This window comes from Persicobacter psychrovividus, from assembly GCF_036492425.1.
Classification (GTDB): Bacteria; Bacteroidota; Bacteroidia; order Cytophagales; family Cyclobacteriaceae; genus Persicobacter; species Persicobacter psychrovividus.
The window spans coordinates 817,645-830,883 of sequence record NZ_AP025292.1 but is presented as its reverse complement, the minus strand read 5'-3'; the positions used below and the strand labels follow the sequence as shown (position 1 = coordinate 830,883).

The 13,239-nt window shown below is 43.0% G+C and carries 12 protein-coding genes and 13 tRNA genes; 8 read left to right on the top strand and 17 right to left on the bottom strand.

Features of this window, described 5'->3' with window-relative positions; all coding sequences use genetic code 11:
• Positions 1 to 112: 112 nt before the first annotated feature.
• Entirely contained in the window at positions 113 to 520 is a 408-nt protein-coding gene (locus tag AABK40_RS03705) for a 6-pyruvoyl trahydropterin synthase family protein (RefSeq protein WP_332922145.1), read from the top strand.
• Positions 483 to 1,178 (top strand): GTP cyclohydrolase I FolE, encoded by a 696-nt coding sequence (gene folE, locus AABK40_RS03700; RefSeq protein ID WP_338397672.1) that lies wholly within the window; start codon positions 483 to 485, stop codon positions 1,176 to 1,178. The genes AABK40_RS03705 and folE overlap by 38 nt, the downstream gene beginning before the upstream one ends.
• 312 nt (positions 1,179 to 1,490) lie before the next feature.
• On the opposite strand, the gene AABK40_RS03695 is transcribed toward folE, so the two are convergent.
• The 14 genes from AABK40_RS03695 to rpsA all read right to left on the bottom strand — a co-directional run bounded on the left by AABK40_RS03695 (position 1,491) and on the right by rpsA (position 4,954).
• Positions 1,491 to 1,565, bottom strand: a tRNA-Val gene (locus tag AABK40_RS03695).
• A gap of 31 nt (positions 1,566 to 1,596) precedes the next feature.
• Positions 1,597 to 1,667: transfer RNA gene (locus AABK40_RS03690), tRNA-Cys, on the bottom strand.
• Positions 1,668 to 1,671: 4 nt separating this feature from the next.
• Positions 1,672 to 1,744, bottom strand: a tRNA-Thr gene (locus tag AABK40_RS03685).
• A 62-nt stretch (positions 1,745 to 1,806) separates the two neighbouring features.
• A tRNA-Val gene (locus tag AABK40_RS03680) sits at positions 1,807 to 1,881 on the bottom strand.
• Positions 1,882 to 1,912: 31 nt separating this feature from the next.
• Positions 1,913 to 1,983 (bottom strand) — tRNA-Cys (locus AABK40_RS03675).
• 5 nt (positions 1,984 to 1,988) lie between these two features.
• Positions 1,989 to 2,061 (bottom strand) — tRNA-Thr (locus AABK40_RS03670).
• 62 nt (positions 2,062 to 2,123) lie between these two features.
• Positions 2,124 to 2,198, bottom strand: a tRNA-Val gene (locus tag AABK40_RS03665).
• Between the two features lie 60 nt (positions 2,199 to 2,258).
• Positions 2,259 to 2,329, bottom strand: a tRNA-Cys gene (locus tag AABK40_RS03660).
• Positions 2,330 to 2,336: 7 nt separating this feature from the next.
• Positions 2,337 to 2,409: transfer RNA gene (locus AABK40_RS03655), tRNA-Thr, on the bottom strand.
• 64 nt (positions 2,410 to 2,473) lie between these two features.
• A tRNA-Val gene (locus AABK40_RS03650) sits at positions 2,474 to 2,548 on the bottom strand.
• Positions 2,549 to 2,608: 60 nt separating this feature from the next.
• Positions 2,609 to 2,679: transfer RNA gene (locus AABK40_RS03645), tRNA-Cys, on the bottom strand.
• Between the two features lie 7 nt (positions 2,680 to 2,686).
• A tRNA-Thr gene (locus AABK40_RS03640) sits at positions 2,687 to 2,759 on the bottom strand.
• Positions 2,760 to 2,823: 64 nt separating this feature from the next.
• Positions 2,824 to 2,898 (bottom strand) — tRNA-Val (locus AABK40_RS03635).
• Positions 2,899 to 3,175: 277 nt separating this feature from the next.
• Positions 3,176 to 4,954, bottom strand: a complete 1,779-nt coding sequence (rpsA, locus tag AABK40_RS03630) for a 30S ribosomal protein S1 (RefSeq protein ID WP_332921050.1) — start codon at positions 4,952 to 4,954, stop codon at positions 3,176 to 3,178.
• A 518-nt stretch (positions 4,955 to 5,472) separates the two neighbouring features.
• Between rpsA and AABK40_RS03625 the strand changes: the two genes are divergently transcribed.
• Entirely contained in the window at positions 5,473 to 7,614 is a 2,142-nt protein-coding gene (locus AABK40_RS03625) for a S9 family peptidase (protein ID WP_338397671.1), read from the top strand.
• Positions 7,615 to 7,950: 336 nt separating this feature from the next.
• Here AABK40_RS03625 and AABK40_RS03620 read toward each other — a convergent pair whose 3' ends face one another.
• The 3 genes from AABK40_RS03620 to AABK40_RS03610 all read right to left on the bottom strand — a co-directional run bounded on the left by AABK40_RS03620 (position 7,951) and on the right by AABK40_RS03610 (position 9,616).
• Positions 7,951 to 8,316 carry a DMT family protein gene (locus AABK40_RS03620; protein ID WP_332921052.1) on the bottom strand — a complete coding sequence of 122 codons (366 nt, stop codon included), beginning with the start codon at positions 8,314 to 8,316 and terminating at the stop codon, positions 7,951 to 7,953.
• Positions 8,317 to 8,390: 74 nt separating this feature from the next.
• Positions 8,391 to 9,122: a hypothetical protein gene (locus tag AABK40_RS03615; RefSeq protein WP_338397670.1), complete on the bottom strand. Its 732-nt coding sequence runs from the start codon at positions 9,120 to 9,122 to the stop codon at positions 8,391 to 8,393.
• Positions 9,123 to 9,262: 140 nt separating this feature from the next.
• Positions 9,263 to 9,616 carry an MmcQ/YjbR family DNA-binding protein gene (locus tag AABK40_RS03610; RefSeq protein ID WP_332921054.1) on the bottom strand — a complete coding sequence of 118 codons (354 nt, stop codon included), beginning with the start codon at positions 9,614 to 9,616 and terminating at the stop codon, positions 9,263 to 9,265.
• A 172-nt stretch (positions 9,617 to 9,788) separates the two neighbouring features.
• On the opposite strand from AABK40_RS03610, the gene AABK40_RS03605 reads away from it, so the two are divergent.
• The 5 genes from AABK40_RS03605 (at position 9,789) to AABK40_RS03585 (ending at position 13,137) form a co-directional block, all read left to right on the top strand.
• On the top strand, positions 9,789 to 10,169 hold the full coding sequence (locus AABK40_RS03605) for a hypothetical protein (protein WP_338397669.1): 381 nt from the start codon (positions 9,789 to 9,791) through the stop codon (positions 10,167 to 10,169).
• A gap of 49 nt (positions 10,170 to 10,218) precedes the next feature.
• Positions 10,219 to 10,917: a YjjG family noncanonical pyrimidine nucleotidase gene (locus AABK40_RS03600; protein ID WP_338397668.1), complete on the top strand. Its 699-nt coding sequence runs from the start codon at positions 10,219 to 10,221 to the stop codon at positions 10,915 to 10,917.
• A gap of 15 nt (positions 10,918 to 10,932) precedes the next feature.
• Complete coding sequence (locus AABK40_RS03595) at positions 10,933 to 11,958, top strand: threonine aldolase family protein (RefSeq protein ID WP_338397667.1); 1,026 nt, start codon at positions 10,933 to 10,935, stop codon at positions 11,956 to 11,958.
• 121 nt (positions 11,959 to 12,079) lie between these two features.
• The gene (locus AABK40_RS03590; RefSeq protein ID WP_332921058.1) at positions 12,080 to 12,601 is read left to right on the top strand and encodes a hypothetical protein; all 522 of its coding nucleotides are present in this window, start codon (positions 12,080 to 12,082) and stop codon (positions 12,599 to 12,601) included.
• 11 nt (positions 12,602 to 12,612) lie between these two features.
• On the top strand, positions 12,613 to 13,137 hold the full coding sequence (locus tag AABK40_RS03585) for a hypothetical protein (RefSeq protein ID WP_332921059.1): 525 nt from the start codon (positions 12,613 to 12,615) through the stop codon (positions 13,135 to 13,137).
• The last annotated feature ends 102 nt before the right edge of the window (positions 13,138 to 13,239 follow it).

Sequence of the window (13,239 nt, the reverse complement as noted above, 5' to 3'; positions counted from 1 at the left end):
TTATATCCCTATGAAATTTTGACTGACCTTTTAATTTCGCCAATAACTTTATTAATTTCGCCTTCTTGAGGCAACCAAAATAATCAACAATCACTTCCTAACACTAATCATTATGAGAACAGCTGTTTTTCGAAAAGAGCATTTTAATGCCGCCCACCGGTTGCACAATCCTGAACTTTCAGCAGAAGAAAATAAAATGCTTTTCGGAAAGTGTAATAATGAAAATTTTCACGGGCACAACTACCATCTTACTGTAAAAATTGTTGGGGAGGTGGATCCTAAAACTGGCTATGTTTTTGATATGAAAATACTTAGCCGAATGATTAAGGAGCTCGTGTTGGATAAATATGACCATAAAAACCTTAACTTAGATACGGAAGTTTTCCAGCACCTTAACCCAACTGCGGAAAACATCGCCAGAGTAATATATGATGATTTGCGTCCTCATATTGCTCCGGAACAAGACCTCAAAATCACTTTGTATGAAACAGAACGGAACTATGTCGAATATCCCGCCTAAAGACCAGATGGATTGGGAACAGATTGAGTCTATCGGTGATGAACACATCCCGGGATCAGCAGACACCCCTCTTCGAGACGATGCATTTGAGATGGATGATAACACCAAGATTGAGCAGATTGCTGCCCACTTCAAGGAGATCATGCATATAATGGGGCTTGATTTAAACGATGACAGCCTTAAAGGCACTCCCCACCGAGTAGCTAAAATGTATATCAAGGAAATTTTCAGTGGATTAAACCCTGCAAATAAGCCAGATGTCAAGCTCTTTGAAAATAAGTATCAGTATAAAGAGATGCTTGTGGAAAAAGATATTGAACTTTATTCCAATTGCGAACATCATTTTGTGCCAATCATTGGTAAAGCACACGTTGCTTATGTGCCGAACGGTAAAGTTGTTGGGCTTTCAAAACTCAACCGTATCGTGCAGTATTATGCAAAGCGGCCACAGGTACAAGAGCGATTGAATATACAGATTGCCAATGAACTGAAACAACTTCTGGAAACTGAAGATGTGGCGGTAGTTATCGAAGCCACTCATTTGTGCGTTTCAAGTCGAGGAATTAAAGACACTTCCTCCAGCACGGTAACAGCCAGCTATCATGGTGTTTTTCAGCAAGAAGCCAAGAAGAATGAATTTCTTAATTACACAAAATAATTTGTTGTGTCCTTAAATTTCATGCTTTACAATAAATTTTAGATTATGGTAAAACGGTGAGGGATTGTTAGCTGCATAGTTTATGCTATTGCTGAAATAATTCAACATCATTTCCATTAATCTGAATGTACATTAGAACGATTAGTTTTGAGTACTTCCTTAAGCACCTCGCTATTTCAGGCGAGGTTTTTTTGTGCCTCATCTTTATCCAGCGCCATTTCACTGTGACTGAACGCCCTTACAACTTCAACAGTGACACACAAAATTTGGACATAAAAAAAACGTCAGCATAAAAACACTGACGTTTAATTGTGGGCCCTACTGGATTCGAACCAGTGACCCCCTGCTTGTAAGGCAGGTGCTCTGAACCAACTGAGCTAAGAGCCCAAGTGTAGCGCTCCTCAACGCTTTACTTGTGAGGTCTCGAGCGGATTCGAACCGCTGTACAAGGTTTTGCAGACCTCTGCCTAGCCACTCGGCCACGAGACCATTGAGCCTCCAGTCGGACTTGAACCAACGACCTACTGATTACAAGTCAGTTGCTCTACCAGCTGAGCTATGGAGGCATTATTGAACCGACGTCCAACAATTGGTATTCTTCAAAATGATTTCACAATCCTTTCGATTGTGGGCCCTACTGGATTCGAACCAGTGACCCCCTGCTTGTAAGGCAGGTGCTCTGAACCAACTGAGCTAAGAGCCCAAGTGTAGCGCTCCTCAACGCTTTACTTGTGAGGTCTCGAGCGGATTCGAACCGCTGTACAAGGTTTTGCAGACCTCTGCCTAGCCACTCGGCCACGAGACCAATTGAGCCTCCAGTCGGACTTGAACCAACGACCTACTGATTACAAGTCAGTTGCTCTACCAACTGAGCTATGGAGGCATTATTGAACCGATGTCCAACAATTGGTATTCTTCAAAATGATTTCACAATCCTTTCGATTGTGGGCCCTACTGGATTCGAACCAGTGACCCCCTGCTTGTAAGGCAGGTGCTCTGAACCAACTGAGCTAAGAGCCCGTTGCGAAAAGCCCAATGCTTTTCGCGTGGAGATACTGCTAACCACTTCGGTTTACAGAGAGGTCTCGAGCGGATTCGAACCGCTGTACAAGGTTTTGCAGACCTCTGCCTAGCCACTCGGCCACGAGACCAAAAGTGAGCCTCCAGTCGGACTTGAACCAACGACCTACTGATTACAAGTCAGTTGCTCTACCAGCTGAGCTATGGAGGCAAGATGCGGATTTCAGCCGCCACTCTTTATCTTTACATTATTGTTTTCACAATCCTTTCGATTGTGGGCCCTACTGGATTCGAACCAGTGACCCCCTGCTTGTAAGGCAGGTGCTCTGAACCAACTGAGCTAAGAGCCCGTTGCGAAAAGCCCAATGCTTTCCGCGTGGAGATACTGCTAACCACTTCGGTTTACAGAGAGGTCTCGAGCGGATTCGAACCGCTGTACAAGGTTTTGCAGACCTCTGCCTAGCCACTCGGCCACGAGACCAAAAGTGAGCCTCCAGTCGGACTTGAACCAACGACCTACTGATTACAAGTCAGTTGCTCTACCAGCTGAGCTATGGAGGCAAGATGCGGATTTCAGCCGCCACTCTTTATCTTTACATTATTGTTTTCACAATCCTGTCGATTGTGGGCCCTACTGGATTCGAACCAGTGACCCCCTGCTTGTAAGGCAGGTGCTCTGAACCAACTGAGCTAAGAGCCCGAAAATAAAACGTTCTTCGTTTATTGGGAGTGCAAAGATAGAAATTTTTTCCTTATTCAAACACCATAAATGTGTTTTTTAAAATAAAATTTCAAGCTGAAATTTCGGAGGCAAAAACAGGCCAAAACCGACAAAAAACAGCGCTGAGCGCACCCTGAAGCACTTCTTAAGGGAATGCAAAGGTAACAATGATTTCCTTAGTTGCAAACACTGAAACAAAAAAATGGCGCTAAAAAATAGCGCCATTTCTATATTGCATTTAATGTCAAGTGGTTAATTATTTACCACCTTCCATTTTCTTTTTCAATGCAGTCAATGCATCCAAATCACCCAAAGTATCTTTCTCTACGTTTGCGTTAGCAGCGGCAGCAGCAGATTTTTTCTTAGGAGCTGATTTTTTAACTGGAGCCTCAGCAGCAACTTCTTTGAAAGTAGCAGTGTGAGACAATACAATGCGCTTCTCGTCTTTAGAGAATTCAACAACTACAAATTTAGCTGTTTCGCCTGCTTCCAAGTTAGACTCATCTTCTTTCACCAAGTTACGAGAAGTTGCGAAACCTTCGATACCGTAAGGTAACTCAAGTACTGCGCCTTTATCGTTCTTGTTCAAGATAGTACAATCGTGCTCTGAACCTTTTGTGAAGATTGTCTCGAAAGTATCCCAAGGGTTCTCTTCCAATTGCTTATGACCAAGCGCCAAACGACGGTTATCAACATCCAATTCCAAAACTTTAACGTCCAAAGTCTCACCAACTTTAACGAATTCTGATGGGTGTTTGATTTTCTTAGTCCAAGACAAGTCAGATACGTGTACCAAACCGTCGATACCTTCTTCCAACTCGATGAACAAACCGAAGTTTGTCAAGTTACGAACAACACCTTGGTGCTTAGTACCAACAGCGTATTTAGTCAATACGTCGCCTTTAGTCCATGGATCTTCAGACAATTGCTTGATACCCAAAGACATTTTACGATCGTCGCGATCCAATGTCAATACAACAGCCTCTTGCTCGTCACCAATTTTGATGAAGTCTTGAGGGTTGCGTAGGTGCTGAGACCATGACATTTCAGAAACGTGAATCAAACCTTCTACACCTGGGATAATTTCCAAGAATGCACCGTAATCAGCAACGTTTACAATACGACCTTTAACTTTAGATCCAACTTGGATTTCTTCTGACAAAGAATCCCATGGATGTGGAGTCAATTGTTTCATACCCAAAGAAATACGTTTTTTATCTTCGTCGAAGTCCAAAACAACAACTTTAACCTTTTGGTCCAAGTTAAGTACTTCCTCTGGGTGGTTGATACGACCCCAAGAGATATCTGTAATGTGAAGCAAACCATCAACACCACCCAAATCGATGAATACACCGAAGTTTGTCATGTTCTTGATTACACCTTCCAAGATCTGACCTTTCTCAAGGTTGTTCAAAATCTCAGCTTTTTGCTTCTCAAGATCTTTCTCGATCAATACTTTGTGAGATACAACTACGTTATCGTTAGCGTGGTTGATTTTCACAACTTTTACTTCCATTTTCTTACCAACGTAAACATCGAAGTCACGAATTGGCTTCACGTCGATTTGAGAACCTGGCAAGAAGGCTTCAACACCGTAGATATCTACGATCAAACCACCTTTAGTACGGCGCTTAACAACACCTTCGATAACGTTGTCTTCAGCCAAAGCACCTTGGATTTGCTCCCATGCTTTAACGATTTTCGCTTTGCGACGAGACAATACCAACTGACCGTTAGCATTTTCTTGCTCTTCAACGAAAACATCAACTTCGTCACCTACTGACAATTCTGGAGTATCACGGAATTCAGCCGCTGACACCAAACCATCAGATTTGAAACCAATGTTCAAAACTACGTCACGATCAGAGATAGAAACTACTGTAGCTTTCACTACAGATTTCTCTGTAACCGCGTTCATCGTACCTTCGATCATCGCTTCCATTTCTGCACGCTTTTCGGCAGAATATTCAACACCGAAACCGTTAGAACCAGCTTCGATTTCGTCCCAATTAAATTCGTTAGGATCTACTGACATAATAATATGTTGCTCTGTTATACTGGGAAGACATAGAGCAATCAGACTCCCCAATTTTGTTATAATACCCCTGACCGTAGCCAGTGCCGTTTACTCAAACGGAATGCAAATATACGATTTAATTTGAAGAATAACTCCCTTAGCGCCAAAAACCTATTCATTTTCATCATTAAAGGTCATGATTCTTTAGCTCAAGGATCTCGCCTGAGCTAAAGCTCATATAGCAAAATATTGTTGGACGTTTGTTTAGACCATGATGACCTTGATTTAAGGGATTATCATGATTTTTTATTTTTATAGCGTCATTACCTATTAACGTGAACGATAAAATAATCTGAGAAAATCTGTGGACAAATAAATACCTCTTTATTTTTACTCAGAACCACTTAGCTTAAAACAAAATTAAATTCTGAAAGAGATGGCAAAAGCTACGCCATTCTATGGAAATCCACTTCAAAGCCTTTGTCATTTAAAAATATACCTTCTATTTTCGTCTGAAATAAATAACAGAGAGCCAAATGACTAAAAGACTATTCAAATTACTTCCAGTCTTGCTATTAATTGCTGGAAGTGTGTTTGCTCAGAAAAAGACCCTGGACCTGAAAACGTCCATTGTTGGTGCCTATTCAGAGCTTTATCCAAATTACACCCACCAGCTGCAGTGGGTAAAAGGTGGAAACGATTACAGCTTCACCAAGGAGAACACTTTATATACTCAAGGAAAAAAAGGCGAGAAGGCCGTGATCACCCTTGAGGAATTGCAGGCATCTAACAGCGATCTTTCGGGATTGAAGCGTTTGCCTTTGCTGCAGTGGTACAACCCAAAGACGCTTTCATTTTCCGTAGGCAATGCCTATTACAAACTTTCTTTGGAAAATAAGAAAGCAGAAAAGTGGGCAGAGCTTCCGCCAGAAGCCGCAAATATTGAGGTGGCGCCAACCCACGACGCTATTGCTTACACCCTTGAGAACAATTTGTATGTACTTAAGAATGGCCAGTCGGTAGCAGTTACCACGGAAAAAGACAAAGCAATTGTCAGCGGACAAGTGCCTTCACGTAATGAGTTTGGCATCGAGCATGGCGCTTACTGGTCGAAAGACGGTCAGCAACTGGCCTTTTATAAGAAAGACGAAAGCAAGGTCACCATGTACCCACTCGTGGACATTACCACCATGCCCGCCAAAGAAATGCCCATCCGTTACCCAATGGCAGGACAAGGCAGTGAGTATGTACAGCTAGGGGTTTACCACCTGAATACTCAAAAGACGGTTTTTGCACAGGTTACTGGTCCAAGAGATCAGTACATTACCAATGTTACTTTCGGGCCTGAAAACAAGTTCATCTACTGTGGCATCCTGGATCGTCCGCAGAACCATGTAACGATCAACCGATATTCACTCACCGACGGCGCTTTGGATAAAACGCTTTTCGACGAAAAAGACGAAAAATACGGGCAGTGGCACCACCCATTGTACTTTGTACCGAATCACCCTAACGAATTCCTTTGGGTAAGCGAAAGAGATGGCTTCGAGCACTTATACCGATACAACACTTCAGGCAAGTTATTGAATCAGGTTACTGAAGGCGATTGGATGATTACTGATTTTGTTGGTTTCGATAAATCAGGGCGTAAAGCGATTGTCGTTGGAACAGACAATTTTGGAATGGACCGCGAGGTTTATGTTTCAGATATCCGCAAAGCAGGACAAAAGAAAATCACCAAGCATTCGGGCGTTTACAGCGTAAAATACAATAAGCACAACCAAGAGTTGATCGCTACTTTTTCTTCGAATACAGAGAAAGTCACCCGTCAGGAAAGCATCATTTCATTGAGCGGAAAAACCACTCAGGAGATTTTGAAATCGGACAACCCGATGGATGCTTATCAGGTTTCCAAGCCTGAGCTTTTCCAGATTACTGCTGCTGATGGCCAAACACCACTGAATTGCAGAATCATTAAGCCAAGCAATTTCGACCCGAATAAAAAGTACCCTGTACTGGTTTACACTTATAATGGTCCTGGTGTGCAACTAATCACCAACCGTTATAATGCTGCGGCTTCTACTTGGATGTATGTAGCAGCAGAACGCGGATATATTGTATTTACAGTCGATGGCCGTGGGTCTCACAACCGTGGCAAAGCGTTCAAGCAAGCAACATGGAAGCACTTGGGTAAAGCAGAAGTAGCTGACCAATTGAAAGGTGTGGAATGGTTGAAAGAACAACCTTATGTAAACGCTGACAAGATGGCAATCCACGGATGGTCATTCGGTGGCTTCATGACTACAAGCTTGATGTTGAAAGCACCTGGCGTATTCAAAGTAGGTGTTGCGGGCGGCCCTGTTATGGACTGGAAATATTATGAAGTGATGTACACTGAGCGCTATATGCAAACGCCTCAAACCAACCCAGAAGGTTATGCCGAAGCTTCTTTGCTCGATAAAACACAAAACCTTAAAGACCCTCTTTTAGTGGTTATTGGCTCTGTGGACCCTGTTGTGGTTCCTCAGCACAGTATGCAATTCCTTAAAAATTGTGTGGATAACGACGTGAAAGTAGATTTCTTCAGCTATCCTATGCACGAGCACAATGTAAGGGGTAAAAACCGTGTCCACCTTTACCAAAAGGTATTGGATTACATTGATGACCATCTAAAATAAGCCCCTTTAAAGTTGCTGACGATCTGCACTTCACAAGTCGCCGATCGCCTGCTGCTTTATCTATCGGTCAGTAAATAAATTGACCATTAAAAAAGCCACTGTTCCAAAACAGTGGCTTTTTCTTTGCCCAGCGATTTCTGCTGAAGCAAAATATACTGATGAGCAGGTATAAAACTCAAACTTCGCAACGAAAATTTGGCGTATTGCTGATAAGTAATTCAACATCAATTCCAATAATCCGAATTTGCAGAAGGGTGGTAAATTCTCAAATACGCCCAAAAACAAAAAAAGCTTTCATGGCAATGAAAGCTCATCTGAATGGTTTATGCTAAACGATTATTTCTTGAAAATAAAAAACACCGAAAGGACCAAGAACCCGAAACCAACCAAATGATTCCACTTGAAGGATTCTGATTTAAAAACAAACACAGAGAAGAGCGCGAAAACCGACAAACCGATAACCTCCCACATCACCTTCAGGTGCATTAAATTAAATGGCCCACCATTATCTACAAAACCAATCTTGTTCCCTGGCAACAGCATCATGTATTCAAATAATGCCAAAACCCAACTGAACAACAACACCCCTATCGGGCCATAACGATGAATCCATTTGAATTTTAAAAACCCATATTGCGCAAAAGTCATCAATGAACTTGCGAGAATAAATGCCACAATGGTTAAAACCCCTTTTCTTAACATGTCTTTCTTTTCACTTTTTCAACCGCGCAAAAGTAAGACTTTAAACAATCGAATCAAGAGGTTTTTTGAATTAATTATTCTTCATACAAAGATTCCTCATCATCGTTAACTAACTGCGGTTCACTTACTTTAGGTGCTTTCTGAAGTTCCGACTTTGATTTATTATCTTTTTTATCCTTTTTCTTAAATGGCCACCAACTTTTTTTCTTTTTCTTCCCATTGCCAATATCCGTCGCGCTTGTTCCTCCTTCAATTCTACGCCCTGGGTTCATTGGATCAACCTCCTGTTCTTCCACAGTAGGCGCCGCTTTGGCCTTTGGTGCTGGCAGGTAATCGATAAAATAGCGCATATACACCACCTGGTCTTCATTAAAGTGGTGCTCCACTGTATCCTGCGGACTCGCCACCTGGGTAGTGTCAGCAAACAAGCTGCGGTCCACCTCCCCAAACTCCAGCGTGTCGGCATCACCCATCGCCAAGGTCGCCTCCGTCATTTCATCCTGCACATCGTCAATCTTACGATCTCGGGCATATTTGTAATCTTTGGCAATCACCTTTGGCTGGTCTTTCTTTTTCCAGAAAGCATAAAATGGTGGGGATTTTCGGATACCGCTTTTTGTTTTGCGCCCCCTTGTACTTGGGAATAGGGGATTACCCTTTCGATCCATCGTCGAAAAGGTTTGGTCTGCCACGAGTGTGTCAAATATAAAAGCACTCTGATATGCCGGACAAATATTCTGTGTGCGACAAGACATCAGCAACAGCACCGTAAGTACCACAATCAGAAAATGTTCTAAAAAACGCAAAAACACCTGTTTTAAATAAAATAATAGACTGGTCGCTGTAAAAAACACACCAGCTGCCTGCAAAAGTAAAGCAAATATCTAAATAACAATACGATTACCGAAAGGATAATTAGAATCTACGCCTATTTCTAACGTAATTTTTACATCGAAAGCAGTAAATCACGCTGCTTTTTTGTGAGGCCTTTCACTACAAGATCGTAAGAATGATCGATGAGCTCCATAAAAAGGACATCAGGCACACGCCCAACAGCCTTCACGCTGTTCCAATGCTTCTTATTCATATGGTAGGCACCTTCTATTTCCTCATAATCCGCACGCAACTCCAATGCACGCACCGGGTCACATTTTAAACTGGCCCCACGGAAATCCTCCAGATTACACAGCGCAAACATTTTCCCTGCCACCTTAAAAACAAGGGTTTGCTCATCGAAAGGCAGTGTTTCCTCCACGCCCTTTTTCGACAAACAGTACGTCCTGAATGATTCTAAATCCATATCCCTTACTGATGATTTGTTCAAAATATCATTTAAAGTAAGCATTGTGCCTTAAGCTTCCAAAAAGCACCGGATATTTCCCAAGCCCCTCCCCTGGAATTCGAATAATTTTTCCGCTGAGGAATACAATTTGCCCAGTTTTTGCATTTATCAAAATAAAACGAACAATAGCATGAAACTTAACCTCCCACTACTATTACTTATTGCGCTCTTTGGCTATGGTTGTGCCAACACCGACAGCCCCGATTACAGCGCGAGCATTCTGAAGCTGGAACGTACCACAGATCATCAGCTCAAGGTGGATTATCAGGCGGAAGGCTTTGCTCACTTTTACCTGATGCTCAGCAATACGGAATTAATCAACGATACCACTTACATCTTTAAGCAGCAAATAGACCCTGCCCAACAGACGGTTATCGTTCCATTCTCTCCCACCGACACCATGACCCAAATTTTTGCAGAAATCTCTATCCGCCCTGCACTGCAAACCACACATGAGTTCGGGCGTTCTAATGTGCTGGCCAAAAAATTAGAAACCATCAGCCTGAAGTAAAATCTACTATTTTTTCATTAATTTAGGGGCTGAACTTTCCTTTAGCATTGTGAAAAAATACAAATACGTCCTTTTTGACCTTGATCATACCCTCTGGGATTTTGAGAAGAATTCCACCCTCGTTCTCGAGCAACTTTTTACAACTCACAAGCTTCATCAACTGGGGAATGACCTCAGTTTTGAACGCTTCATTGAAGAGTACACTAAAGTGAATCATCAGCTTTGGCAACTTTACAACAAAGATGAAATCTCCAAGGAAGAACTGCGCGACAGCCGCTTTGAAAAAGTACTGACCAACCTTGGTGTTGAGCCCGACCGCATACCGCAGGGCCTCGGACTTCAGTATTTGGAAAAAAGTCCCCACATGCCGCATGTATTCCCCAATACTTATGAAACCCTCGACTACCTGAAGGGCCGCTACCCGATGGCCATTGTTACCAATGGTTTTGAGGAAGTTCAGCATATCAAAATGGCCTCCAGCAAGCTCACAGATTATTTCAAGTATGTGGTTACCTCTGAACTTGCCGGATATAAAAAACCGCACAAAGGCATTTTTAACCATACCCTCGAATTGCTTGGCGCCACCGCCGAAGAATGTATTATGATTGGCGACAGCTTTGAGTCAGACATTGAAGGTGCAAAGAAAGCCAAGATCGACCATGTGTATTTTAATCCAAATAAAATAAAACACCGCAAAAAAATTCAGCATGAGATTCACAATCTCATTGAACTGAAAGAATTGCTGTAACGATCCCTATTCCCCATGATGAAGATTGATTTAAGAAGCGATACGCTCACCAAGCCCACGCCCGAAATGCTTGAGGCCATGATGAACGCGCAAGTAGGTGATGACCTTTTTGATGAAGACCCCACCGTACATGCCCTCGAAGAAAAAATGGCCAAAATGTTCGGTAAAGAAGAGGCGATGTTCTGCCCTTCAGGCACCATGACCAACCAGATTGCCATTAAGCTGCATACCCAAATGGGCGACGAGGTTATTTGCGATGAGCGCTCACATATTTACCATTATGAAACGGGTGGCATGGCATTTAACAGTGCCGTTCAGCCCGCTTTGATTGCCGGCGACCGGGGCAGAATTACCGCAGCGCAGGTTAAGGAAAAATTGCGCCCCGATGCTTTCTACATGCCAAAGACGGCATTGGTTTCTTTGGAAAACACCGCCAACAAAGGTGGGGGTGCAATCTATGATTTGGCGGAAATTAAAAAAATTCAGGCTGTGTGTCAGCAGCACCAATTACCATTGCACCTCGATGGCGCACGCCTTTTCAATGCATTGGTAGAAACGGGAGAAACCCCTGCCGAATACGGAGCGTGCTTCGATACCATCTCTATTTGCCTGTCCAAAGGGCTCGGCGCTCCCGTAGGCTCTGTGCTTTTGGGAAGCAAAGCACATATGGCCAAAGCCTTGCGCATCCGTAAGGTTTTTGGTGGCGCCATGCGACAGTCAGGTTTTTTGGCGGCGGCAGGAATATATGCCCTGGATCATCACATTGACCAATTGAAAGAAGATCACCGAAGTGCAAAAATTTTGGCAGAAGCACTTGAAGGGCTCTCCTTTGTCGAAAGCGTTGTTCCGCCAAGCACCAATATTCTGATTTTCGACCTTAAAGCGACTATTGACCCCAGCGCATTTTTAGCAAAGTTAGAAGACCATGGCATTGCTGCGGTACCGTTCGGCGGGCAGAGCATCCGCTTTGTAACCTATTACGATTTCACAGATCAGCATTTGGAAGAAGCCATTCAACGACTGAAAAAGCTGGACATTTAATTGTACACCTCCACAATGTTACAAAAAAGCAGGCAGCAACACGCCCCCTTCTGCTGGGTGAACTGATGCCGAATAAATCACTTAACGGGGCTCCTTCCCTGGAGCCCTATTTTTCCCGTTCATGAAAACACTTTTATTCTCCCTACTTATGCTCATTGCCTGTACCGCTCAGGCACAGCAGGCACCACTTGACCTTCCGGCCAACTACCAATTCAAAACCATTGAAGACTATCAGGTTTACAGGCAGGATGCTTACAATGCCATGCAATGGATGATCGAACAACCCCTCAGCACCTCCGATAAAGAATGGGAGCTCGCGTCAGCTTTTATCATGCAGTATGTTCAGGGCAGTCCCGACGTCAGCATTATGCTGAAGGACATTTACCTTGAGGGTATTCTGAAAGATAAAGACCCGCTGATCAGTAAAAATTTGATTATTCCTTATATTTCAGCCATGGCCATGACCCAGCTGAAGTTTCCAAAAGCTGATGCAATAATGGTTCAGAACAACGGTTTTCAGGTCATGCTCAGGGCGTATGAAAGCATCAGGAAAAACCATAAAAATAAATTTATGGAGAAAATTCGCCGCCTGAACCGAAAAGGCGACCTTTATTTATGGCTGAAAGAACATGAACAGGCTTAAGTAATATTTGTATGAAAATAGAACAAATAGCACACCGAATCCCCAAATCAGAAATCACTGTGCTGGCAAAAAGCATTAACAGTGAGCCCGCAAAAATTCAACTGTTAATTGATGCCGTTGCCTCGCCCTTAAAGACGGTACAGTTCAATGCCATCTGGATCTTGAGATCAGTTTATGAAGCGAATCCCAACCTGCTGAAAAAAGACATCCCGCTGTTGGTGGGCTTACTGAAAAAGCACCCTGAGGATGTCGTTCAGCGGAATATCCTGGCCATGCTCCAACACCAAAAACAGCTTCCAAAAGTTGTTTGGGATGATTTGGCCAATATTTGTTTCAACGCCCTGGAGCAAAACTCCACGCCAACAGCCATTCGCGTATTTGCCATGGACACCGCTTTTCAGCTCCTGAAATACTTTCCTGAATTGGTCAACGAACTGATTGTGCTTGTGGAAGATCACCTTCCGGTAGCCACCACCGGATTTAAAAACAGGGCAGGTAAGCTTTTACCTAAATTGTATAACATTAAAGCGAAATAATTAAACACAAGTCTGTTTGTCATTGAAAACATCAGCTTATCAGTTGATGCAATGTATTGATCAAGATTACCTCAATTGAATAATTTGACTATTGCCCTTTGT

Coding starts and splice junctions, on each gene's coding strand:
- AABK40_RS03705 (WP_332922145.1), top strand. CDS start 113: ATGAGAACAGCTGTTTTTCGAAAAGAGCATTTTAATGCCGCCCACCGG.
- folE (WP_338397672.1), top strand. CDS start 483: ATGAAACAGAACGGAACTATGTCGAATATCCCGCCTAAAGACCAGATG.
- rpsA (WP_332921050.1), bottom strand. CDS start 4,954: ATGTCAGTAGATCCTAACGAATTTAATTGGGACGAAATCGAAGCTGGT.
- AABK40_RS03625 (WP_338397671.1), top strand. CDS start 5,473: ATGACTAAAAGACTATTCAAATTACTTCCAGTCTTGCTATTAATTGCT.
- AABK40_RS03620 (WP_332921052.1), bottom strand. CDS start 8,316: ATGTTAAGAAAAGGGGTTTTAACCATTGTGGCATTTATTCTCGCAAGT.
- AABK40_RS03610 (WP_332921054.1), bottom strand. CDS start 9,616: ATGGATTTAGAATCATTCAGGACGTACTGTTTGTCGAAAAAGGGCGTG.
- AABK40_RS03605 (WP_338397669.1), top strand. CDS start 9,789: ATGAAACTTAACCTCCCACTACTATTACTTATTGCGCTCTTTGGCTAT.
- AABK40_RS03595 (WP_338397667.1), top strand. CDS start 10,933: ATGATGAAGATTGATTTAAGAAGCGATACGCTCACCAAGCCCACGCCC.
- AABK40_RS03590 (WP_332921058.1), top strand. CDS start 12,080: ATGAAAACACTTTTATTCTCCCTACTTATGCTCATTGCCTGTACCGCT.
- AABK40_RS03585 (WP_332921059.1), top strand. CDS start 12,613: ATGAAAATAGAACAAATAGCACACCGAATCCCCAAATCAGAAATCACT.